The organism is Chitinophaga qingshengii, assembly GCF_014529935.1.
Taxonomy (GTDB): Bacteria; Bacteroidota; Bacteroidia; order Chitinophagales; family Chitinophagaceae; genus Chitinophaga; species Chitinophaga qingshengii.
Genome location: NZ_JACVFC010000001.1, coordinates 1792818 through 1814452, shown reverse-complemented (window position 1 = coordinate 1814452; position 21635 = coordinate 1792818). Strand labels below are relative to the sequence as shown.

Genomic DNA, 21635 nt, shown 5'->3' with positions numbered 1-21635 from the left:
TGCTGTTTTAGAAGTTTACCTGTAATCCGAATGACCAGGTTTTCTGGAATGGCCAGGTCCTGCCGTAGATGTTGCCTTCACCGGTAGTGATTTCCGGATCAATAGGAACGCCTACATTGGAGATGGTGGCAATGTTCTGCGCACTGCCATATACCCGTATTTTCTGCAGGTGTGCACGTTTGGTCAGTGCATCCGGCAGGGTGTATCCCAGGGTGATGTTTTTCAGACGGAGATAAGCCAGGTTAAGCAGGTATTTGGACTGTGGATAGAAGTTGTTGCCGCCTGAAGAGGAGGTGAGGCCCAGCACTTTACCATTGGAATTGTTCGGGTAAGGATTCGGGTAACGGGCATTCTGGTTGTCTGGTGTCCAGAAGTCCAGCTGGTGGGCATACATGATATCACCGGCACGGTACAGTGGGATAGCCAGGTCACCGATGCCCCAATAGTTTTGTTTGCCTACGCCCTGGAACAATACGTCAAAATCAAACTGTTTGAATGAAGTACCGAGCCGTATGCTATACTGGTAGCGTGGCAAGGTATTGCCAATGCGTGTCAGGTCTCCATGATCAGCCAGGGTACCTTTACCACCATCAATCACTTTATCGTCATTGAGGTCTTTGTATTTAATGTCACCAGGACCGAATTTGAAGGTGCCGTCAGTCAGCTTGGATTGGTTAGGAGAGGCATCTGCATCAGCCTGAGAAGTGAAATAACGGTCTGTTTCAAAGCCCCATACTTCACCCAGTTGTTTGCCTTTGTAGTTGTCTGTTAACAGCATAGATGGGTTGTCCCATTCTGTAACAACGGTTTTGTTATCCCAGAAGCTCAGGGTACCATAAACCATCCAGTCTTTCCTCAGTGGATAGTTGGCGTCTACGGAGATTTCATAACCACGGGTACGGATCGCACCATTGTTTACCTTGGGAGCGCTGGCGCCAAAGGTTGCAGGAACCGTTTTGCTGGTGAGCATGTTGGAGGTGTTGCGCTCATACCAGTCAAAGGTAACATTGATGTTATTGTTGAACAGGCTGATGTCTGTACCGATGTCGATAGTACGTACAGTTTCCCAGGTGAGTGATTTGGTCACGGCAATTGGAGCGCTAACGCCGGGTGCATATACGCCGTTTACCATCCAGTTAACCGGGTTTTTAACCGGGTTAGGCGTAGCCATGTACGGGATGTAGTAAACGCCACCCAGGTCCTGGTTACCCAAAGAACCATAGGATGCACGGATCTTCATGTCAGACAATACCTTGCTGAGCGGCTGCATAAAGTTTTCCTGGCTGATTCTGTAACCAGCGGAAGCAGATGGGAAAAATGCCCAGCGATCACCTGGAGGGAAGGAAGAAGCACCATCATAACGGCCATTCAGTTCCAGTAACCACTTGTCTTTGTAGTTATAGTTGATCCTGCCGAAGAAGCCGGCATAAGCGCGTGCCAGGTGCATACCGCTGGTGGACATATCACCTACGGCCAGGTTAAACTCCGGTTTGGACTGATCCAGCGGACTTAATCTGGAGGCATTTACACCTACGGTATCTGCATCTTCAGCATTTGCACCGGCCATTATTTTGATAGAGTGGTCTTTATTCAGCTTTTTATCGTAGGTAGCATAAATGTTAAAGGTATTTACCTTATAACGGTTGGCTTTGTAGCTCATTTGGTTGTCCACAGTACCTGCTGCCAGATCTGCCAGTGGCATTGATTTTTGCCAGAAATCCCACAGCATTACTTTACCACCGATCTCATGACGCATGATATTGTCACGGGCAATGGTATAGTCAGCACGAACATTCAGGTCTTTGGTGATTTTCAGCGTACCGCCCACGTTTACACGGGTATAGTTGTCTACCACATCGTTGGTGGGTGCGTTGGCTATGAAACCGGGAGTATGGCGGAAATAATTGCCCTGATAGGTGCCATAAGGGAAGTAGGCTCCCCAGCGCCACATGTATTGGAAGTAGTTCTGGTATTGGTAAGGGAAGTCATACTCAAAGTTACGGTACATCATTTTCAGGTCCAGGTCCAGCCATTTGGTAACAGCTGCATTCACAGAACCGGTGATGTTGTATTTTTTTACCTGGTCAGGATTGAGTTTCATCACCCCGCCGGTGTTGTTGTAACCGGCTGACAGGAAGTAGGATACTTTTTCGCTGCCACCTTGTACACTGAGATTGTGCACTTGTTGAGGAGACCATTTTCTGAGCATGATGTCTTTTACGTCCCATACCCGGTAGAAGTAGGCGGGGTCACCGGCGGCGTTAGGAAGATCGAAGTCTTCACCAGGCACCATTTCAATACCCTTGCGGTTATTGGCGTATTTCTCCTGCCAGTTTTTGATACCATCGCGCAGTCTGCTCAGCTGCATACCAAACAGTTCAGGAGAGTTAGCACCCGTACGTTTGTAAGCATTGATCAGCCCTGTCAGTTCCGGTACAGGATCTGCGAAATCCGGCAGGCTGGTAGGGGAGTTCCAGCCGAAGTTGTTGGAGTAGGTAACTTTTGTTGGCATGTTACGAACACCTGATTTGGTTTTAATCAGCACCACACCGAAAGCGGCACGTGCGCCATAAATGGAGGTGGAAGCTGCATCTTTCAGTACGGAAACACTCTCAATATCTTCCGGGTTGATCAGCGTGAGGTCAGGTGTTTCCACATTATCTACCAGGATCAGCGGGCGGTTGGAACCGTTGATGGAACCTGTACCACGGATGTTAATAGAGGGAGAAGCAGTTAACCCGCCATTGGAGAACTGGATGTTCAATCCTGGTGAAATACCCTGCAACGCCTTGGAAGGATCTGTGATGGGGCGGCCCTGCATGCTTTTGCTGACATCCACGGTGCTCACGGCGCCGGTGAGGTTGGCTTTTTTCTGAGAGCCGAAACCTACTACCACTACCTGTTCCAGTGAACGTTCATCGGGAGAGAGTAATACCTGGATGGCGCCTTTGCCTACTGGTATATCCTGCGCCTTGTATCCGATAAAGGTAACGTGCACCACCAATGTACCGGCTGGTGCATCCAGTTTGAATTTACCCTCGGCGTCTGTAACAGTACCCTTTTTACCGGCAGTTACAGTAGCCCCGATAATGGGTTGCTGGTTGGTCTTGTCCAGAACAGTGCCCGTAATGATATTTTGGGCCCAGGAACTCGCATAAACCAGCAAAAAAATGAAAATGAAAAGTAGCCTTTTCTTCATGTTTTTTAGATTTAGATGTTGGCTGTTTTAAAAGTTTTTAATGATAACGTGTTGGAAAATAGACAATTACAGTTTATTTGTTGATTGGTTACTGTTTACAGTTCGGAACGCAGATGAGCTATCAGGTACACGGGAATCATTCATTTATTTGCGTTTTCTTGCATGAAAATAACATAAAGTTTCGTTAAAAAAAGGCAATTTAAGGGAAATTGCGTTTATTTAATGATTAAAGCGGCTAAAACACGCATAATCAATTTGGATTTGTTTTTTTTACATTTGTGAACAAGCAAAAAAGTCCCCACAGCATGTTGAAAGAAGAGCGCCAGGCGTTTATCATGAAGCAGATCAACCTGCACAATAAAGTTCTATCCACCGATATCAGCGCCATGCTGAGCATTTCTGAAGACACGGTCCGGCGCGACCTGAAAGAGATGGCTGAAGACGGGAGAGTGTTAAAAGTACATGGCGGCGCCATCAGCCGCTCTTTTCATTATCCGTTCGATGAAGGCAATTCGGTGTACGCACAAGCCGCAAAAAAGCAGATTGCGGAAAAGACATTGAAACTACTGAAGAATGATATGGTGATCCTCACCGGCGGTGGTACCACCATGATTGAACTGGCGAAATCCATCCCGGTCAACCTCCGGGCGACATTCTTTACGATTAGCCCGCTGGTAGCCCTTCAATTGGTGGAACATCCCAACCTGACGGTCATCACTATCGGCGGCCAGCTCTCCCGCAGTTCGCATGTTCATATAGGCGCTGCCGTTATCAACCAGCTGGCGGAAATAAAAGTGGATCTCTGCCTCATGGGCGCCAACGGCTTCTCCGTACAGGATGGCATGACAGAATCGGATTGGGAAGTGGTACAGGTGAAAAGAGCCATGCTACGGGCTTCCAAGAAGATGGCCGTTCTCTGCATCGCGGAAAAACTGAATTCCAGCCAACGTATGAAAGTGTGTGAGCTTAGCCAGATCAACTACCTGATCACAGAACTGGAAGCCGACAATCATTTCCTGGCGGCCTACCAAAATCTGGACCTGGAACTGTTTTAACCGGCCAGCGCCCTGCCGCTGCGATGCTGCCAGGTAACCCGCGCCATCTGCAACGCCACCGATAATATAATACAGCCCAGCCCTGCATAAAAGGCGTTATTCAAATGTTGGTTTTCCTGGAAAAGGATAAAAGCCAGTACAATACTATACACCGGCTCCAGGTTGAAACACAGGTTCACTGTAAAAGGAGAGATCTTTTTTAGTGCATTCATGCTCAACGTGTACATGCAAATGGTACACAGCCAGGCCAGCACCAACAGGTATACCAGGTCGGAGACGCCCGGTACCAGCGTGGCGACGGGGAAAAAGTGAAGATAAAAAGGCATGGCCAGCGATAATACCACAAAACCGGTGGACAACTCATAAAATGTAATGGTATTGGTATCGAAACGTTTTACGAGCCGCTTGTTGTACACGGTAAACAGGGCGGCAAACATAGCGGAGATAATGCCCAGGATAATACCGGTGCGGTACTGGGTATCAAAATGAAAAATCAGTAAAATCCCGAAAAGCGTCAGCATCGACAACAGCATTTCTGCTACATCAAAACGGCGACGGTTGATCAGCGGATCAAAAATAGCGGTAAACAGACTCGTGAGCGAGAAACAGATCACTCCAATGGATACATTGGAATATTTGATACTGCCGTAAAAGAAAAGCCAGTGAAGTGCTACCACTACGCCGGTAGCACCAATAGGTACAATATCCTTCCAGGGAAGTTTACGGAAGGTGCCCTGCAGGCGGAACAAAACATACATGGTAACTGCGGTGATCAATAACCGGTACCATACCAGCAGGCCTTCGTTGAGAGAGATCAGTTTTCCCAAAATGCCGGTAAATCCTGCAAGAAATACAGAAAGATGCAGCTGCAAAAACGCTTTTTTCATACACTCTGTGCGAACCGAATAGTCGTCATCCGCCATTCAATAAATTCAGGTATTTGGATATGCTATACAAAGATAGATACCCAAATACCGAAATATCTCAACAACAAATTAATTAATTGGTAACTCTTTTTTTATAACTCCGGAAAAGGCTCTGCCACTGAATTTTTAAAACGCCTAAGACACCTTCTTTGACAATGCCTTTGCTCATTTTGGAGTAACCTTCGCGGCGGTCTTTAAAGGTAATCGGCACTTCTGCAATGGTAAAGCCCAGTTTCCAGGCAGTAAACTTCATTTCTATCTGGAAAGCATACCCCACGAACTGAATCTGATCAAGATTGATAGCTTCCAGTACGGTATTACGGTAACATACAAATCCGGCAGTAGGATCTTTTACCGGCATCCAGGTAATCATGCCCACATAGATGGAGGCGCCGTAAGAAAGCACCGCCCTGTCCCAGGGCCAGTTTTCTGTTTTACCCCCCTTTACGTAGCGGGAACCGACAGCTACGTCGGCTCCTCCTTTGGCGCAGGCGTCGTACAGCCTTACCAGGTCCTTGGGGTTGTGGGAGAAATCGGCGTCCATTTCAAAAATGTACTGGTAGTTTCTGGCCAGCGCCCATTTGAAACCATGGATATAAGCCGTTCCCAGTCCCTGTTTACCGGAACGTTCTTCCAGGAATAGTTGACCCGGATGATCCTGCTGCAATGATTTTACAATATTGCCGGTGCCGTCAGGCGAACCATCGTCCACAATCAGGATATGGAAATTCTGCTGTAAGGAAAATACAGCGTCAATGATATTACGGATGTTATCCTTCTCATTGTACGTAGGAATGATGACAAGCTTTTCCAATTCAGCCGAGGTAGTTTTGTGTACTGCGAAAATAATTCAATTACGATGCAAGATACCCTCTTCGGGAAAAATATTACAGTTTTTTTAACATCATATTATGATATATTTCTGACAGTTTCTGCTTGGTATTGAGCGGAAAGTCGGCTTTCATCATCCAATCATAGTATTGAGGTTCAGCCTTCAGTACCTCTTTTACCGGCCTGCCTTTATATTTACCGAAGTTGAACACTTCCTGTCCGCCCTGCATCACAATACGACGGGCGAAGTCGATATAATCTTCTTCTTTGGTGAAGTCTGCCAGTCCGTCGATATCCTGTTGCAGGTGTTCGTAACGGCCCAGCTGGGCTTCCAGTATCTCGTAAGTTGCCAGCGCATCGGCTTCGGCGCTGTGTGCATTCTCCAGTTGTTTATCGCAGTAAAATTTATAGGCTGCGGCCAGCGTCCTTTTCTCCATCAGGTGGAAAATACGTTGTACGTCCACAAAACGGCGTTTGGATACGTCGAACTCCATACCGGTGCGCAAAAATTCTTCTACCAGCAGGGGAATATCGAAGCGGTTGCTGTTATAACCCGCCAGGTCACAGTTTTCCAGGAACATTTTCAGCTCATTGGCAGCCTGTTTAAAGGTAGGCGCATCTTTCACATCTTCGTCCTTAATACCATGGATAGCGGTAGATCCTGCCGGAATAGGCATTCCGGGATTAATACGTTTTACTTTGGACTGGGTAGATTTATCCGGAAATACTTTAATGATAGCAATTTCAATGATACGGTCTGTGGCCACATTCGTACCCGTCGTTTCCAGATCAATTACGGCCAATGGCCTTTTGAGGAGCAAAGAAGGCATTATATTTCGAAATTTAGATATTTAGAGATTTTTTGATTTGCGCAAAGGTAGCGTATTATTTGTGTAGCAGCTTCGCCAGTGAGGGGAAATCCAGTCCGTCATAGGTACCGGAACTCATCAGCAACAGGTTGGCCTGGTGATAGTCCTGTGCGGCCAGGAAAGTTTCCAGCTGCGCACGGTCGTTGAATACATGCAGGTCGCTGCGGCCAAACTTCTCCCGGATCAGCGCCGGCTCCAGATCGGGCATACGCTTGATTTCCAGGGCATGTTTGCTGTAATATACGGCTGCTACGTCGGCAGGGTCCATGGCTCCTTCGTATTGGGAAAGGAAGCCGGCATTGAGACTGCTGTACGTATGCAGTTCCAGTACGGCGATGAGCCGGCGTTGGGGAAACTGCTGCCGGGTGGCCTCCATAGTGGCTTTCACCTTAGAGGGGGCATGTGCGAAATCGCGGTAAATAACGCTGTCCCCGCTCCGGGCTACCAGTTCCAGCCTTTTGGCGGCGCCGGTAAAAGAAGCGATGCCGGCGAGGAACTCCTCATCAGACAGTCCCAGTTCATTGCATACCAGCTTGGCGGCGTGCATATTGAGCAGGTTGTGGCTGCCAAATACTTTCAGGTCGGCAAACCCTTCGTCGAAGAATACGCGGGTAACCCCCTCCCGGATCATATGGATGGGCGTGGTGTAGGGTACCAGTTTCAGGTGACGGCCTTCGGCAGCCACGAGGCTGTTGAGCTCCGTATCTGAACTGTTGTAAATCAGTACACTGCCGGCTTCCATCTGCCGGATAAAAAGGGCAAATTGTTCTTTATAGATATCGTAGGTAGGAAACACGTTGATATGATCCCAGGCGATGCCGGTCAGCACCGCTATCTGCGGATGCAGGAACAGGAACTTGGGCCTTTTTTCGATCACCGAAGCCGGGTATTCATCGGCTTCGCAAACGATCAGCGGGGCGTTTGTAATGTTGACAGACTGGGTAAAACCTTCCAGTTTGGCGCCTACGAGATAGTCGAACTGCCGCTGGTTGTATTGCAGCACATGCATGATCATGGCGGTGGTAGTGGTTTTACCATGACTACCGCCAACGGCTACCCTGGTTTTATCTTTACTTTCCTGGTAAATGTATTCCGGGAAAGAATATATATTCAGTTGCAGTTCCCGGGCTCTGATCAGCTCAGGATTGTCTTCCCGGGCATGCATGCCCAGGATCACCGCATCGATGCCGGGGGTAATACGGGCGGGGTCCCAGCCGATGCCATCCGGTAAAATACCTGCCTGGCGCAGGTTGGACAATGCCGGTTCAAATATCTCGTCATCACTGCCGGTAACTTCATACCCTTTGTGCCGCAGCGCAATGGCCAGCTGATGCATCACACTTCCACCAATTGCGATAAAATGTACTTTTGCCATAGTTTATTTGACCGTTGTCCATCCGGATAATTGAGAATTTTTTCTATTTTTCAAATATCCAAATTTAACATGTATCGTTGTTTTTTTTAATGTATTAATTATATTTGCAAAATAACGTTACAAAAGACGATTAAAAAAGTTGTCATTATCATAAATTCCTATGAAATTTCGTTTACCATTTAAATTTTCTCCCATGAACTCGTATGTAAGAATTTTGGGCTGCGCCGGTCTTGTTTGTATCTTTGCAGCTTTCTTAACGTCCTGCGCAAGCCACCAGAAATTAGGATGTCCGATGAGGGGGATGGCCAAAGCTCCGGCAGCGACGCACAGTAAACTCAGCTAATAACTATGAATTGGAAAACGTTAACCAGTGAGGAACAGCTATCCGAAATCAACGAAGCCTCTGCGCAGCAGCCGGTAGTGATTTTTAAACACAGCACGCGGTGTTCGATCAGTTCTATGGCTAAATCCCGGCTGGAACGTGCCGCAGTTCCGGAAGGGTTAACGTTTTATTACCTGGATTTATTGGCCTACCGCGATTTATCCGGTAAAATAGCCCACCAGTACCGGGTACCGCACGAATCTCCCCAGGTGTTGCTGATCCGTAACGGCGCCTGTATCTATGATGAAAGCCACACCGGTATCAGCATGGATGAGATTGCCGATCACCTGAACGGATAATAAACTAGCTTTGTGCTATATCAGCGTATAGCACCATGAAACATCGTATAGTAGTAGCAGTTACCGGCGCCAGCGGGTCTATCTACGCACGGCAGTTGCTCAATAAGCTCCATGCCGCCGCAGATCAGCTCGATGAGGTGGCCGTTGTCATGACCGAGAATGCCAAAACCGTTTGGCAAACAGAACTGAAGAATGAAGATTACCGCCTGTTGCCTTTCCGTTTTTATACACAGCAGGACTTCAACGCTCCTTTTGCTTCCGGCTCCGGAAGATTTAATACCATGATTATTTGCCCCTGTTCGATGGGCACCCTGGGACGTATTGCGACCGGCATCTCCAACGACCTGATCACCCGGGCGGCGGACGTAGTGCTGAAAGAAAGACGTAAGCTGATCTGCGTGGTAAGGGAAACCCCCTATAACCTGATCCATATCCGCAACATGGAAGCGGTAGCCATGGCCGGGGGGATTATTTGTCCGGCTACACCATCCTATTACAGCCTGCCTGCTACCATTGAAGATGTAGCGGCAACGGTGGTAGACCGTATCATTGACCTGGCCGGCGTGGAACAGCAAACTTTCCGCTGGGGCAGCGATAACAAATAATATTATCTTCGTCGTTCATCAACTTATTTTTGTCAACATTATGAAGATAGCCATCATCAACGGGCCTAATCTCAACCTGCTGGGTAAGCGGGAACCAGGTATCTATGGCAACGAATCATTCGAGGAATATTTTCAGCAGCTGCAACAGGCTTTCCCTCACGTGGAATTCAGCTACTTTCAGCATAATGTGGAAGGGGAGATCATTAATTATCTCCACCAGACAGGCTTTTCCTATGATGGTATCCTGCTTAACGCCGGCGGCTATACGCATACTTCGGTAGCCATCCGCGATGCCATCGCCGCTATTAAAACACCGGTGATTGAGATTCATATCAGCAATGTATACGCCCGGGAAGAATTCCGGCATACCTCACTTATCGCGCCTAAATGCGTAGGCTCTATCTGTGGCCTGGGTATGAAAGGATATCGCCTGGGAGTGGAATATTTTGTACAGCCATAAATATATAGTTTCTGCAATGGCGGCCCGGAACACTGTTCCGGGCCGCTGTGTTTTTATTGGTACCTGGGATTATCCCGGTACCACTCCAGATGGCCGCTGATCAACCAATCCAGCCTGGCGGCATAATCGGTCACCGCGGCATGGTGTTCCCCAAAATCCGGCCAGTTGATGCGTAAGTCCAGGTAGGCCTCTACCTGTTGGTTACGCATCTCCATCGCAATGTGATAGGCATCTTCCAGCGGGCAGTTGTATTCATGCTGTACAACGGCCACCAGGTTCATCGCCTCGTGATCCCGTTTTTCTTTGTCATAAGATAACAGGTCATTGTCCCAGGTGGCCAGCCGGCTCACAAAAAAGCGCCGTCGCTGAATAGCCGGATGTGTGATAATATGAGCAGGAAGTATATAGCCGGAGGTGATTTCCAAAATGTCGACGTATGGGTAAGTACCACCTACTTTTTCCCGGAGGCTCATATATTCCTCAATGCTGGGATAAACCAGGTCCTGCTTATAACTGTACTGTTTTTCGAGTTGCTGACCTTCAAAAAAATACTCCCAGCTCTCGATGTAACGCGTCATCCAGGTGTTGGGCCGGATATGACAGGCCAGTTCTTCATGTACCAACGAAAACTGCTGAAACACTGCGTTTTCCTCCGGCCGGGGAAGGCTACCCCTGAGAATGGCGATCAGCCGTTCATGCGCTTTTTTCAGTTCTGGTAATGGGAGCGGCCCGTAATGGTCGTCAAAAACAAAGATCCATACAACCAGGCGGGCGGCGGGGATGAGCATATCAAATGGCACATCCGGATACCATAAGGCACTTAACCTGCCAAAGTTGGCGGCTTCAAATTGTTTGCGCGCATCAGGCGGAAGGAAAGTGTAAACATCTAAAAATGCAGGTATCTCTTTTTCAATCAAGACATGGTCTGGATGGATCCTTGAGGGAAAAGGATACTGCAGTGCTGAAAATAATGACTGCATAATTAAAGGGTTTTCATGTAGTCTAAATATAATGTCCACGGGTGACAAAAGAAACCCTTAGTAGGAAAAAGTTGTCTATTTCATTGGAAAATAGTTACTTGCGGTCACTCAAAAGAAAATAACCAAATATCTGAATAACCAAATATTCATCACCCGCTATTGCAAAACCATCGCTATGAAAAACACCTTTTTAAACGGCAAACTGCTCGTTTGCGTTTGTCTCGCGGCCCTCTTTTTCTCTGCCTGTAGTAAAAAGGATGATCCGGCACCACCAACACCGGTGTATAACCTGGACACCCTGTATGCACATGCTGTGGCAGACGCCATGGTGGCAGACAGCAGCGAAATCTCGAACGCGCTGTGGCCCATCACACCGGACAACCCCAACCTGCAATGGAAAACGATTAACGGCCAGAATTACGTACTGATGGCCACTTTCATGCGTTTCCCCGGCAGCTATCCGGAAGGTGATTCTATCAACAACACCTGGGGCGAAGCCTGGCTGTTTATTCCCAAACAAATGAAAAGCCGCATCGGACAGGACTTTAAACCCGGCTCAGATACCGTGCAGCGTATCTGCCAGCTGCTGGGATTACCTCCCAGGAACGCTAAAAGCAATACACACATTGCCGAAGTGTGGGTACAGGCGTCCCGGTTATACCGTCCGGCAGGTAATCCGGCTATCAATACCACTACCACCGGTTACTCGCTGGTGAGTGGCGTGTCGGCTGATTACACCACCTGGTTTAATAACTACATCATTTTTGCGTATTACCGTCCACTGGTGACGGCAACGGATTACCACTACCCCTGGACACGCATGGGATACACCTATGATTGGGCGCCGGGCGCCAATAAAGTGGGATTGAGTGAGTATGTGGAGTTGCCCTCTTCAGGGATGTGGGTGGAGAAAGTACGGACAGCGGGGGATTATTTCCGTTGATTTGTAACAACAGCTAAAAAGAAGAAGGCTGACCCAATAGGTCAGCCTTCTTCTTTTTAGTTTTGAAAAAAACGGTTATCTCTCCAGGAGGCTCGCTGGGAACCCAGGGCTAAGATCTTGCTCATTTTCTTTTAATGAAGAACTCCATCTTTTACGAGAGATAAACATCGTAGCCCAGGGCTTACAGGTATTTGAAATTCGTTTTCGGTGTAATCTGCAGCAAAGTCTGGTAGATCAGCTGAATGGTATTTTCGATATCGTCGCGTTTCACCATTTCCACGGTGGTATGCATGTAGCGCAGCGGTAAGCTGATCAGTGCGGAAGGCGTACCATCATTGGAGTAGGCAAAAGCATCGGTATCCGTACCGGTGCTGCGGCTTACGGCGTGCAGCTGGTGCGGGATATCGTTTTTCTTAGCGGTTTTGATGATCAGGTCCCGCAGGATATTGTGTACAGCAGGTCCATAGGTGATGCTGGGGCCTGCGCCGCATTTGATTTCCCCTTCGATGTTTTTATTGATCATCGGAGTGGTGGTATCGTGGGTTACGTCGGTAATGATGGCTACATCCGGTTTGATACGTTTGGCAATCATTTCAGCGCCACGGAGTCCTACTTCTTCCTGCACGGCATTCACGATATATAAACCGAAAGGTAACTGTTGTTTTTTCTCTTTCAGCAGACGGGCTACTTCCGCGATCATAAAACCACCGATGCGGTTGTCGATAGCGCGGCAGATGAAGTAGTCGTAGTTCAGTTCCTCGAAACCATCTTCAAAAGTACAAACGCAGCCTACATGGATACCCAGGTCTTCCACTTCTTTACGGGAGCGGGCGCCGCAATCCAGGAAGATGTTATCTACCTTGGGTTGTGGTTCTTTGCCATCGGCGCTGCGCAGGCGCGTATGGATAGCCGGCCAGCCAAATACCGCTTTTACGGTACCTTTTTCTGTATGGATATTCACTCTTTTGGAAGGTGCAATCTGTTGATCGGAGCCACCATTACGGATAACGTAGATCAGCCCTTCCGGAGATATATAGTTTACAAACCAGGAGATTTCATCCGCATGGGCTTCAATCACCACTTTGAAAGGTGCTTTAGGATTGATAATTCCCACTACGGAGCCGTAGGCGTCTACCTCGTGTTCATCAATATAGGGTGTCAGATATTTGAGCCACAACTTCTGTCCTTCTTTCTCAAAACCGGTAGGAGAGGGATTGTTCAGATAGTCTTTAAGGAATGCCATTGATTCCTTCGTGAGTATGGATTTCTGCTTTTTAGACATAATAGTATAGCTTTTTGCGATCAAACAAATGTAGCAAATTACCCATTATGACAAAGGCTTCTTTAAGGGAAGATGTATACCAGTATCAGATGTAGCAGGGCAGAGAGGGCCATCAGCCCGTCCAGTGAGAAATAGAAGAGGTAGTCGGACGGATTGTGCTGGGCTTTCCGGGTGAGCATACCGGTAATCACCACGGGTACCAACAGGGTAATGATCACCGGGATGGTGGTATAAGGTTGCAGCAGTCCGGCGGCAAGGGCTGAAAACAACAGGGTAATGTAGTACAGCCGGTTCAGGCTTTTATAGTCCAGGTAAGTGATGAGACTGCGGATACCCTCCCGTTTGTCCGATTCTATGTCCCGGTAGTCGAACAGGATACAGATAGCGTATACCAGCAGGAAACGGTGCAATGTAAAAAGCACCAGTGGCCAGGAGAGTCCCTGGTTGGCTACAAACGCCGGCAGCAGGGTGGTAACGTAGGTCCACACGCCGGTGAGGAACAGCGTTTTACCGACCGCGATTTTACGCAGCCAGGTAAAAGGTTTGTAAGGTACTTTGGGGGCGGAGTAAAGAAAAGTCAGGATAGCGCCGCCGCTGAGCACCAGCCAATGGCTGCGGAGGGGCCAGAAATAAAACAGTGCGCCGGCCAGTCCAACCCCGCAAAGTATCAGCATCAGGTCCCGGTAACGGTCCACCCATTGTAATCTTTCTGAAGAAGAATAGGAGCCGGGAGTGAGGTACCAGTGAAAGTTATAGCTGCAGATAGTAGAAAAGAAAACGAACAGGTAAAACGTGCGTTGGGGATATTGCAGGGCCAATAGTTCATTGGTTTGCCATATCATCAGCAGGGCGCATAACGCAATGAATACCGATGTAAAGAGGATGAAATTGAAAATGGACCTAAACATTCAATTACGAATTACGAATTACGAATTACGTGGGATTACGATTACGTTCCCATTCGTAATTCGTAATTCGGCATTCGTAATTGATTACAAAGGTATGTTACCGTGTTTTTTTCTCGGCATATTCACCACTTTATTTTCCAGCATTTTGAAACCCTTGATGAGTTTGGCGCGGGCCTGTTCCGGCAGAATCACTTCATCGATATACCCTTTTTCGGCAGCCAGGTAAGGGTTGGCAAACCGCTCGGTATAGTCGGCCACCAGTTCGTTGGTGCGCACTTCCGGATCAGGTGCGGTATCGATTTCTTTTTTGTAGATGATTTCCACCGCGCCTTTAGCGCCCATCACGGCTATCTCTGCCTGAGGGAACGCATAGTTAAGGTCGGCGCCGATATGTTTGGAGTTCATCACACAGTAGGCGCCGCCATAGGCTTTGCGGGTGGTGACGGTGATTTTGGGTACCGTTGCTTCGCAGAGCGCATACAGCAGTTTGGCGCCGTTGGTGATAATACCGTTCCATTCCTGGTCGGTACCGGGGAGGAAGCCGGGTACATCTACCAGTACCAGCAGCGGCACGTTGAAGGCGTCGCAGAAACGGGTAAAGCGGGCGCCTTTTACGGAAGCGTGGATATCGAGCACGCCGGCGAGTACGGCTGGCTGGTTGGCCACAATACCAATACTACGGCCGCCGATGCGGGCAAAGCCCACGATGATATTGTCTGCAAAGTCTTTGTGAACTTCAAAGAAACTGTCTGTATCGGTCAGCAGCGTGATCACTTCTTTCATGTCGTACGGCTGGTTGGGACTGGTGGGGATGAGCGTATTCAGCGCATCCCGCAGTTCGTTGCCTGGTTCGTACGGATATACCGGTGCTGTTTCTTCGCAGTTCTGCGGAATATAACTCAGCAATGTTTTGATGTTCTGGATGCATTCCACCTCGTTGGCACAGGCGAAATGGGTTACGCCGCTTTTGGTGGCGTGGGTTTGGGCGCCGCCCAGTTCTTCAGAGGTCACTTCTTCATGGGTCACCGTTTTTACCACATTGGGACCGGTCACAAACATGTAGGAAGTATTTTCCACCATCATGATAAAATCGGTGATAGCAGGGGAGTATACCGCACCACCGGCACAGGGCCCCATGATGGCGGATATCTGGGGGATCACGCCGGAAGCGCGGGTATTGCGGTAGAAGATATCGGCATAACCACCGAGACTTACCACCCCTTCCTGGATACGGGCGCCGCCGCTATCGTTCAGGCCTACTACCGGTGCGCCGTTCTGCATGGCGAGGTCCATGATCTTGCATATTTTACGGGCATGCGGCTCGGAAAGGCTGCCGCCATAAACGGTAAAATCCTGGGAAAACACATAGGTCAGCCTGCCGTTAATGGTACCGTAGCCGGTTACCACGCCGTCGCCGGGGAATTGTTCCTGATCGGTTGTAATACCACGGTTACGGTTATGTACCAACATGTCCAGTTCTTCAAAAGAACCTTCATCCATCAGCAGTTGCAGCCGCTCGCGGGCAGTCAGTTTACCTTTTTTATGCTGGGACGCGATCCTTACTTCCCCACCGCCTAACATGGCTTCTTTAATCTTCGACTGTAATTCCTCGATCTTATTCATATGCAGAAAATGAGTGATAAATCTTCACTAAAAAATAAAGGATTCCTTTTAAGGAATCCCGGTAGTTGTAAATGTAATGTATTTGAAAGACTATTGGTTTCGCCGGAACGAAAATTTTGGCGTAGCTACCGTATCACTCTTATTGCCGGCATTGTCCCGTATTACAATAAGATAATGGGCGCTATCGTTGGGGGCCCAGTTATATCCGGCTGCAAATTTAATGGACTCAAAGGGGATACTCACATCTGCTTTTACGCTGTTACCCCTGTTTTGCCCGATATTAGGCATTTTCGCTCCATCCCAGATGGTGTCTTTGCTAAGCTGTATCTCGCTGTCTTTCAATATCGCATAGTAGATGCTGTCTTCAATATCTCCATCTCCATCCTCTACCCGCATGGTGAGTGTGAACAGTTCAGTCGTTGGGGTTATACTGTCCGGCTGATAGCTTTTAAAGTATACCAGTGGTTTAGTGCCAGTTTTATCTTTTTTACAAGCATAGCATACACCCACGGCCAGGAGCAAATAGAGGAATTTCTTCATAAAACAAACCTACATTAATTTAGGAAATATACAAATATTCAGCTATCTCTGTCTCTCCATGGGAAAACGTTTTTTTGGAGACATTTGTTACTTACTTCGGCTAAAATTATTCTTCTCCCTACCTTTGTGGTCTTTAAAGACCGATATACATGCGCGTAGTTTCGCCCGATTATATATTTTCCCTGACACCCGGTGACCTGGAAACGGCCGCCCTGGAAATGTTTCAATACCAGTACCGGGAAAATACCCTGTACAGGGCTTATACCGATGCCCTGCGGATACAACCAGCCCGGGTGACCAGCATCCTGCAGATACCTTACCTGCCTATCCAGTTTTTTAAATCCCATCAGGTGGTATGCGGCGAATTTGAGCCACAGCTGGTATTTGAAAGCAGTGGTACCACGCAGACGGTCAATAGCCGGCATCTGGTAAAGGATGCGGATATTTATACCCGTAGTTTTATGACGGCATTCGAGCAGTTTTATGGCCCGGTGACCGATTATGTGGTGGTGGGACTGCTGCCTTCCTACCTGGAGCGCCGGCATTCTTCCCTGGTGTGTATGGTGCAGGAGATGATTGTACGCAGCGGGCATACTGAAAGCGGTTTTTATCTCTATGAACACGATAAACTGTTCCAGCAGTTACAGGCGCTGGAAGCACGGCAACAGAAGGTGTTGCTGATCGGCGTTACCTTTGGCCTGCTGGATTTTGCGGAGAAATATACCTTGCAGCTGCAACATACCATCGTAATGGAAACCGGCGGTATGAAAGGCCGCCGCGAAGAGTGGACCCGCGATGAAGTGCATGCTTTCCTGAAAGAACGGTTAGGCGTATCCGTAGTACATGCAGAATATGGCATGACTGAGCTGCTGTCGCAGGCTTATTCCCGCGGGCATGGATATTTCGAAACCCCCGCCTGGATGAAAGTGCTGCTGCGCGATGAAAATGATCCCTTCCAACTCACCGCCGGCAAAGGTTCCGGCGTGATGAACGTCATTGACCTGGCCAATATCTACTCCTGTGCTTTTATTGCTACGGAAGATATCGGCAAAATCCATAGTGATGGCCGTTTTGAAGTGCTGGGCCGCCTGGATAATTCAGCCCTGCGTGGTTGCAGCCTGATGGTCAGCTGATACGGTGTTGATCCTGAAAAAACAGTAACAAATATCATTGTTTGCCGGCAGGGCCGTAAGGAGATTTGACAATTATAAACCTGTTTTATGTTTGTCAACTTTTCTTTCAGCCGGTTGTCGCCGCTGCTCTGTGTATTATTAGCCGCAGTGGCCTGTAAGCCTTCCCCTGCAGAAAATAACCACCGGGAGATCGTAAGGCAGTACTTCAGCGAAGCCTGGAACCAGGGCCATCTGGAGGTGCTGGACCATCTGCTGGCGCCGCAATACATCAATCATACGCCCAGTACGCCCAATCCGCCTCCCGGTCCCGGTGGCCTGAAACCTATAATAGCGGCCTTCAGGCGGGCTTTCCCCGATCTGCATTTCGAAATAAAGGATCTCATTGCCAACGACAGTATGGTGGTGGCCCGGGTAGTCATGACCGGTACCCAGCGTGACAGCCTGTTCCTGCTACCGCCTACCGGCAAAACCGTGTCGGTCAACCAGATCAATATTGAGAAAATCCGTAACGGGCAAATTGTGGAGCACTGGCGGGTAACCGATGAGCTGAGCCTGATGCGGCAGCTGGGTTTTGTACCCTGAGCGGGGAATCTTAAAAAATTGTAACTATGCAATAGCTTATTTGCTATGCATCCGTTACTGCTTCGTCATTTCAGCCGGTATATTTCCCTTACGGAGGAGGAGATTGCCTTGTTACCCGCCTATTTCCGTCACCGGAAGCTGCGCCGGAAGGAGCTGCTGCTGGAAGAAGGGGAGGTATGCCGGTCAGAATATTTTGTCATAAAAGGTTGTCTGCGTCAATACGAGACCGATGAAGAAGGACGGGAACACGTCGTGCAGTTTGCCTTTGAAGACTGGTGGATTTCAGATCCCTACAGTATGCTCACCGCTACGCCCTCTATTTATCATATTGACGCCCTGGAAGAAAGCGAGGTATTACAGCTGGATCTTGACAGCCAGCAGCGGTTGTTTACGGATTTTCCACAGATGAATATCTATTGGCGTATGCTCATGCAGCAGGCGTTTATTGCTTTGCAGCGGCGGGTGTTGTTTCTGCAAAAGCCCCTGGAAGAACGGTACCAGGAGTTCCTGCGGGCCTACGCCTGGTTTGAGCAGCGGATACCACAGCACCAGATTGCCGCGTACCTGGGTACTTCCCGGGAATCGCTCAGCCGGGTGAGAAATACCGTATTGAAAAAATGAAGGGCTATTCGTGGCCGCCGGCCGCTACTTTCAGTAATGCCGGTAATTTGGCCGGATCGTACATGATATTGGAGAGCGCAGTCATGTAAGGGAAAGAATAGTGGTCCATCCCAAATTTATTGAGCAGGTATACATCCAGTTGTTCGGGAGCGGTATGACCCTGTATATAGTCGCCCACATAAAACAGAAACCGTTGTTTTTCCTTTTCAAACAGCAGTACCAGTGCCACTTTGTCTTTCAGCTGGTTGCGGAGCGGATTTTTAAATATTTTCAGTGCCTGCTGGTAATGGTCGGTGGTAAGTGGTTCTGCCGGATTGGGTAATAGCTGGGTACAGAAATAGTCCACTGCCAGGTCTTCAAAATAGCTGACCCCATTATCTTCTCCCGGATCATTGTGCCAGGTAGCCCATTGCAGCAGGTCTTTCTGGCTGCTGCGGCCAGCCAGCAGCGCCTCCAGCTGATGAATCACACCTTCGCGGGTAGGCGTGGAGTCGGTAGCCTGGCTGAGCGCCCCCACAATTTCCTGATAATAGTCCTCGTGCATCGCGGTCGCTGTCCTCAGTAAAAGGCGGGTTACATCTTCACCGGTATCTTCCAGGTCACCAGGTTGTAGGTTTATATCTCCCGATAGGTCCTGTATGACTTCCTGTTTTGTTTTAGTTCCACGCAAGTAAGCCTTCAGCAATGAAATAAAATAAACGGAGGTTACAGGGGGCATCTTATTTTTCATGGGCCTTTTTTAATCGCGCAAAAGCGTTCCCGCCAAAAATAGCATAAATTAGATAACAAATATTTGCCGGCTGTGGAAAACTAAAACATTTAATTTTCCGTATGCTTGTACAGGCAAACGACTAAAATAACCCCCTGGGCAAAACTGGTGCAGTAATTGAGGGGTACTTTTCCGCATTTTCCGAACATTTATCTATACAGCAAGGCTATACGAAAACCCGCCAAGGTACAGGTTGGTAAAGGCTATCAGAGAACGAGAACCCCCATCGTGACCACTACTTCTTTTTATATCCTTTGACTATTTCACTCAGTTTCTAAAAAATCACGAAAAATGGAAAACAAATCAATCAACAAAAAAATGCTCTTTTCCGGCTCTCTCGTAGCCAGCGCTATCCTGGGTTTAACCGCCCTGCAAACGAATGCCAACCCGGTTAGTTATACCAACCTGGGCTCCGGCGCCGCTGTCAGAAGCGTTTTGACCGGCACCGCATCTGCTGTGAACACTGTGGAGCTGGCTTGCTCCAAAGACTCTTCCGCTGCCAAATCCAAAGAGCACAAATGCGCCCAGGGCAAATGCGCTGAAGGCAAATGTGTAGGCGCCCCTAAAAAAGGCAAAAAAGCCGGCGGCAAACACAAGGCCGACAGTACCAAATCCGGTAAATAATTTCCCCCTGGAAAGGCCGGGACAATAGGCCCGGCCTTTCTGTTATTGCTTCATTCAAACCTGTCAATCATGGTAGGATTAGGTTTTCGCCGCGAATTTGCGGAAGAGATGATCAGCGGAACGCAGATCACGCCCGACTTTATAGAGTTTGCACCGGAAAACTGGATGCATATCGGTGGGTACTGGAAAAAGATGCTGCACCGCGTGGTGGAAAAATATCCGGTGCTTTGTCACGGGCTTTCGTTGTCTATCGGCAGCCCGGAGGAGCCGGACAAGGAATTCCTGCGTTATGTAAAGTCCTTCCTGGACGAGTACCAGGTACGTATTTATTCCGAACACCTGAGTTATTCCAAATGTGATAACGCACATCTGTACGACCTGTTGCCCATGCCTTTCCGGATGGATGCCGCCCTGCATATGGCCGGGCGTATACAGCAGGTGCAGGATTACCTGCAACGGCCGCTGGCGATGGAAATCATTTCCTATTACACGCCCGTATCGCCGGAAATGAGCGAGATCGACTTTATCAGCGAAGTGGTGCAGCGCTCGGGATGCCAGCTGCTGCTGGATGTGAACAATATCTATATCAACGCTTTTAACCATCATTACGACGCAAAAGATTTTATTACCCGGCTGCCGCTGGACAAGGTGGCTTATATCCACATGGCGGGGCATGAACAGGTATCGCCGGAGATGATACTGGACACCCACGGTCATCCTATTGCCGATCCGGTATACGACCTGTTTGAATGGACCATCCGGCAGATACGGCCCGTTCCCGTATTACTGGAGCGGGATTTTAATATCCCGCAGATGCCCGAACTGCAGGCGGAACTGACCCGGCTGAAAACTATCTGTCACCAACAATGGAAACATCATGAGCTCGTTGCCTGATACACCGCAGTTACAGCACCGGTTTACGCAGCATTGCCGCACCGGTATCCGTACCACGCTCCCCGGTGTGGCCCCCGACCGGCTGACACATTACCGGCAGGCTATCCGGCATATGGTAAAAGATACCATGGAAAGTGCCTATCCCATTACCTGCGCCAATATTCCGGCGCGTAAATGGGAGGGTATGGTCCGCACCTTTTTTGCCCGCCACGCCTGCACTTCCTACCAGGTATGGAAACTACCCCTGGAGTTTTACACTTACGCAGTGGAAAACAATTGGGACGACGTATATGACATCCCGTACCTCAGCGATTTACTGGCTTTTGAATGGGCGGAGATTGAAGTGTTTAATATGGAAGACATCGCCCCGGCAGCTTTTGTGTCAACGGGCCATTGGCTGGAAACACCGCTGGTGCTGAATCCGGAATACCGGCTGTTGTCTTTCAAATACCCCGTTCACCGTGAAGCCCGCCGCGCCCGGCTGCTGAAGGAGAAAGGGGCCTGGTTTGTATTGCTGCACCGGGAGCCGGGTACCGGCAACGTAAAATTTACCGGTATTTCTCCCTGGCTGGCCTTTGTGATAGAGCAACTGGCCGCAGGTATAACGGTAAAGGACATACTGGAATATGCGCCACAGCTGGGTATAACGGTAACGGAAGAACTGGAAAAAGATACCCTCGCTTTTTTAACGGACATGCAACAGCAACATTTTGTGTTTGGCTTTCAACCCTGAAA

At 48.8% G+C, this 21635-nt stretch carries 22 protein-coding genes; 11 read left to right on the top strand and 11 right to left on the bottom strand.

Annotated elements, in window-relative coordinates; translation table 11 throughout:
* Positions 1–7: 7 nt before the first annotated feature.
* Complete coding sequence (locus tag ICL07_RS06880; RefSeq protein ID WP_188087181.1) at positions 8–3199, bottom strand: SusC/RagA family TonB-linked outer membrane protein; 3192 nt, start codon at positions 3197–3199, stop codon at positions 8–10.
* Positions 3200–3504: 305 nt separating this feature from the next.
* Between ICL07_RS06880 and ICL07_RS06875 the strand changes: the two genes are divergently transcribed.
* On the top strand, positions 3505–4254 hold the full coding sequence (locus ICL07_RS06875) for a DeoR/GlpR family DNA-binding transcription regulator (RefSeq protein ID WP_188087180.1): 750 nt from the start codon (positions 3505–3507) through the stop codon (positions 4252–4254).
* On the opposite strand, the gene ICL07_RS06870 is transcribed toward ICL07_RS06875, so the two are convergent.
* From ICL07_RS06870 to ICL07_RS06855, 4 genes are all read right to left on the bottom strand, one after another.
* Positions 4251–5141 (bottom strand): DMT family transporter, encoded by an 891-nt coding sequence (locus tag ICL07_RS06870; RefSeq protein WP_188087179.1) that lies wholly within the window; start codon positions 5139–5141, stop codon positions 4251–4253. The two genes, ICL07_RS06875 and ICL07_RS06870, sit on opposite strands and share 4 nt — an antisense overlap.
* A 112-nt stretch (positions 5142–5253) precedes the next feature.
* Positions 5254–5994, bottom strand: coding sequence for a polyprenol monophosphomannose synthase (locus ICL07_RS06865; RefSeq protein ID WP_188087178.1), 741 nt, complete (start codon positions 5992–5994; stop codon positions 5254–5256).
* A gap of 73 nt (positions 5995–6067) precedes the next feature.
* Entirely contained in the window at positions 6068–6841 is a 774-nt protein-coding gene (locus ICL07_RS06860) for a 3'-5' exonuclease (RefSeq protein WP_188087177.1), read from the bottom strand.
* Positions 6842–6896: 55 nt separating this feature from the next.
* Entirely contained in the window at positions 6897–8255 is a 1359-nt protein-coding gene (locus tag ICL07_RS06855; RefSeq protein ID WP_188087176.1) for a UDP-N-acetylmuramate--L-alanine ligase, read from the bottom strand.
* Between the two features lie 348 nt (positions 8256–8603).
* Between ICL07_RS06855 and ytxJ the strand changes: the two genes are divergently transcribed.
* The 3 genes from ytxJ to aroQ are packed head-to-tail and all read left to right on the top strand — an operon-like array spanning position 8604 to position 10001.
* Positions 8604–8936, top strand: coding sequence for a bacillithiol system redox-active protein YtxJ (gene ytxJ / locus ICL07_RS06850; RefSeq protein WP_188087175.1), 333 nt, complete (start codon positions 8604–8606; stop codon positions 8934–8936).
* 35 nt (positions 8937–8971) lie between these two features.
* Positions 8972–9541: a UbiX family flavin prenyltransferase gene (locus ICL07_RS06845; protein WP_188087174.1), complete on the top strand. Its 570-nt coding sequence runs from the start codon at positions 8972–8974 to the stop codon at positions 9539–9541.
* Positions 9542–9581: 40 nt separating this feature from the next.
* Positions 9582–10001, top strand: coding sequence for a type II 3-dehydroquinate dehydratase (gene aroQ / locus ICL07_RS06840; RefSeq protein ID WP_188087173.1), 420 nt, complete (start codon positions 9582–9584; stop codon positions 9999–10001).
* Positions 10002–10054: 53 nt separating this feature from the next.
* Here the strand turns inward: aroQ and ICL07_RS06835 are convergent, their stop codons facing one another.
* Positions 10055–10981 carry a terpene synthase family protein gene (locus tag ICL07_RS06835; protein ID WP_188087172.1) on the bottom strand — a complete coding sequence of 309 codons (927 nt, stop codon included), beginning with the start codon at positions 10979–10981 and terminating at the stop codon, positions 10055–10057.
* Positions 10982–11156: 175 nt separating this feature from the next.
* On the opposite strand from ICL07_RS06835, the gene ICL07_RS06830 reads away from it, so the two are divergent.
* Positions 11157–11924 carry a hypothetical protein gene (locus ICL07_RS06830; protein WP_188087171.1) on the top strand — a complete coding sequence of 256 codons (768 nt, stop codon included), beginning with the start codon at positions 11157–11159 and terminating at the stop codon, positions 11922–11924.
* Between the two features lie 181 nt (positions 11925–12105).
* On the opposite strand, the gene ICL07_RS06825 is transcribed toward ICL07_RS06830, so the two are convergent.
* From ICL07_RS06825 to ICL07_RS06810, 4 genes are all read right to left on the bottom strand, one after another.
* Positions 12106–13206: a M42 family metallopeptidase gene (locus ICL07_RS06825; protein WP_188087170.1), complete on the bottom strand. Its 1101-nt coding sequence runs from the start codon at positions 13204–13206 to the stop codon at positions 12106–12108.
* Between the two features lie 62 nt (positions 13207–13268).
* The gene (locus tag ICL07_RS06820; RefSeq protein WP_188087169.1) at positions 13269–14114 is read right to left on the bottom strand and encodes a UbiA family prenyltransferase; all 846 of its coding nucleotides are present in this window, start codon (positions 14112–14114) and stop codon (positions 13269–13271) included.
* 84 nt (positions 14115–14198) lie between these two features.
* A complete protein-coding gene (locus ICL07_RS06815; protein ID WP_188087168.1) occupies positions 14199–15737 on the bottom strand; it encodes an acyl-CoA carboxylase subunit beta in 1539 nt (512 codons plus the stop codon).
* A gap of 90 nt (positions 15738–15827) precedes the next feature.
* On the bottom strand, positions 15828–16277 hold the full coding sequence (locus tag ICL07_RS06810; RefSeq protein WP_188087167.1) for a hypothetical protein: 450 nt from the start codon (positions 16275–16277) through the stop codon (positions 15828–15830).
* A 149-nt stretch (positions 16278–16426) separates the two neighbouring features.
* On the opposite strand from ICL07_RS06810, the gene ICL07_RS06805 reads away from it, so the two are divergent.
* The 3 genes from ICL07_RS06805 to ICL07_RS06795 all read left to right on the top strand — a co-directional run bounded on the left by ICL07_RS06805 (position 16427) and on the right by ICL07_RS06795 (position 18613).
* Positions 16427–17410 (top strand): LuxE/PaaK family acyltransferase, encoded by a 984-nt coding sequence (locus tag ICL07_RS06805; RefSeq protein WP_188087166.1) that lies wholly within the window; start codon positions 16427–16429, stop codon positions 17408–17410.
* An 87-nt stretch (positions 17411–17497) separates the two neighbouring features.
* The gene (locus tag ICL07_RS06800) at positions 17498–17992 is read left to right on the top strand and encodes an ester cyclase (RefSeq protein WP_188087165.1); all 495 of its coding nucleotides are present in this window, start codon (positions 17498–17500) and stop codon (positions 17990–17992) included.
* A 45-nt stretch (positions 17993–18037) separates the two neighbouring features.
* Complete coding sequence (locus ICL07_RS06795) at positions 18038–18613, top strand: Crp/Fnr family transcriptional regulator (RefSeq protein WP_188087164.1); 576 nt, start codon at positions 18038–18040, stop codon at positions 18611–18613.
* Between the two features lie 4 nt (positions 18614–18617).
* Here the strand turns inward: ICL07_RS06795 and ICL07_RS06790 are convergent, their stop codons facing one another.
* Positions 18618–19343 (bottom strand): hypothetical protein, encoded by a 726-nt coding sequence (locus tag ICL07_RS06790; RefSeq protein WP_188087163.1) that lies wholly within the window; start codon positions 19341–19343, stop codon positions 18618–18620.
* 330 nt (positions 19344–19673) lie between these two features.
* Between ICL07_RS06790 and ICL07_RS06785 the strand changes: the two genes are divergently transcribed.
* From ICL07_RS06785 to ICL07_RS06775, 3 genes are all read left to right on the top strand, one after another.
* Entirely contained in the window at positions 19674–20006 is a 333-nt protein-coding gene (locus ICL07_RS06785) for a hypothetical protein (protein WP_188087162.1), read from the top strand.
* A 69-nt stretch (positions 20007–20075) separates the two neighbouring features.
* On the top strand, positions 20076–20900 hold the full coding sequence (locus ICL07_RS06780) for an HvfB family MNIO-type RiPP peptide maturase (RefSeq protein WP_188087161.1): 825 nt from the start codon (positions 20076–20078) through the stop codon (positions 20898–20900).
* A complete protein-coding gene (locus ICL07_RS06775) occupies positions 20884–21633 on the top strand; it encodes an HvfC/BufC N-terminal domain-containing protein (protein ID WP_188087160.1) in 750 nt (249 codons plus the stop codon). Before ICL07_RS06780 ends, ICL07_RS06775 begins: the two co-directional genes overlap by 17 nt.
* Positions 21634–21635 lie beyond the last annotated feature (2 nt).

Coding starts and splice junctions, on each gene's coding strand:
- ICL07_RS06880 (WP_188087181.1), bottom strand. CDS start 3,199: ATGAAGAAAAGGCTACTTTTCATTTTCATTTTTTTGCTGGTTTATGCG.
- ICL07_RS06875 (WP_188087180.1), top strand. CDS start 3,505: ATGTTGAAAGAAGAGCGCCAGGCGTTTATCATGAAGCAGATCAACCTG.
- ICL07_RS06870 (WP_188087179.1), bottom strand. CDS start 5,141: ATGAAAAAAGCGTTTTTGCAGCTGCATCTTTCTGTATTTCTTGCAGGA.
- ICL07_RS06860 (WP_188087177.1), bottom strand. CDS start 6,841: ATGCCTTCTTTGCTCCTCAAAAGGCCATTGGCCGTAATTGATCTGGAA.
- ICL07_RS06855 (WP_188087176.1), bottom strand. CDS start 8,255: ATGGCAAAAGTACATTTTATCGCAATTGGTGGAAGTGTGATGCATCAG.
- ytxJ (WP_188087175.1), top strand. CDS start 8,604: ATGAATTGGAAAACGTTAACCAGTGAGGAACAGCTATCCGAAATCAAC.
- ICL07_RS06845 (WP_188087174.1), top strand. CDS start 8,972: ATGAAACATCGTATAGTAGTAGCAGTTACCGGCGCCAGCGGGTCTATC.
- aroQ (WP_188087173.1), top strand. CDS start 9,582: ATGAAGATAGCCATCATCAACGGGCCTAATCTCAACCTGCTGGGTAAG.
- ICL07_RS06835 (WP_188087172.1), bottom strand. CDS start 10,981: ATGCAGTCATTATTTTCAGCACTGCAGTATCCTTTTCCCTCAAGGATC.
- ICL07_RS06830 (WP_188087171.1), top strand. CDS start 11,157: ATGAAAAACACCTTTTTAAACGGCAAACTGCTCGTTTGCGTTTGTCTC.
- ICL07_RS06825 (WP_188087170.1), bottom strand. CDS start 13,206: ATGTCTAAAAAGCAGAAATCCATACTCACGAAGGAATCAATGGCATTC.
- ICL07_RS06820 (WP_188087169.1), bottom strand. CDS start 14,114: ATGTTTAGGTCCATTTTCAATTTCATCCTCTTTACATCGGTATTCATT.
- ICL07_RS06815 (WP_188087168.1), bottom strand. CDS start 15,737: ATGAATAAGATCGAGGAATTACAGTCGAAGATTAAAGAAGCCATGTTA.
- ICL07_RS06810 (WP_188087167.1), bottom strand. CDS start 16,277: ATGAAGAAATTCCTCTATTTGCTCCTGGCCGTGGGTGTATGCTATGCT.
- ICL07_RS06805 (WP_188087166.1), top strand. CDS start 16,427: ATGCGCGTAGTTTCGCCCGATTATATATTTTCCCTGACACCCGGTGAC.
- ICL07_RS06800 (WP_188087165.1), top strand. CDS start 17,498: ATGTTTGTCAACTTTTCTTTCAGCCGGTTGTCGCCGCTGCTCTGTGTA.
- ICL07_RS06795 (WP_188087164.1), top strand. CDS start 18,038: ATGCATCCGTTACTGCTTCGTCATTTCAGCCGGTATATTTCCCTTACG.
- ICL07_RS06790 (WP_188087163.1), bottom strand. CDS start 19,343: ATGAAAAATAAGATGCCCCCTGTAACCTCCGTTTATTTTATTTCATTG.
- ICL07_RS06785 (WP_188087162.1), top strand. CDS start 19,674: ATGGAAAACAAATCAATCAACAAAAAAATGCTCTTTTCCGGCTCTCTC.
- ICL07_RS06780 (WP_188087161.1), top strand. CDS start 20,076: ATGGTAGGATTAGGTTTTCGCCGCGAATTTGCGGAAGAGATGATCAGC.
- ICL07_RS06775 (WP_188087160.1), top strand. CDS start 20,884: ATGAGCTCGTTGCCTGATACACCGCAGTTACAGCACCGGTTTACGCAG.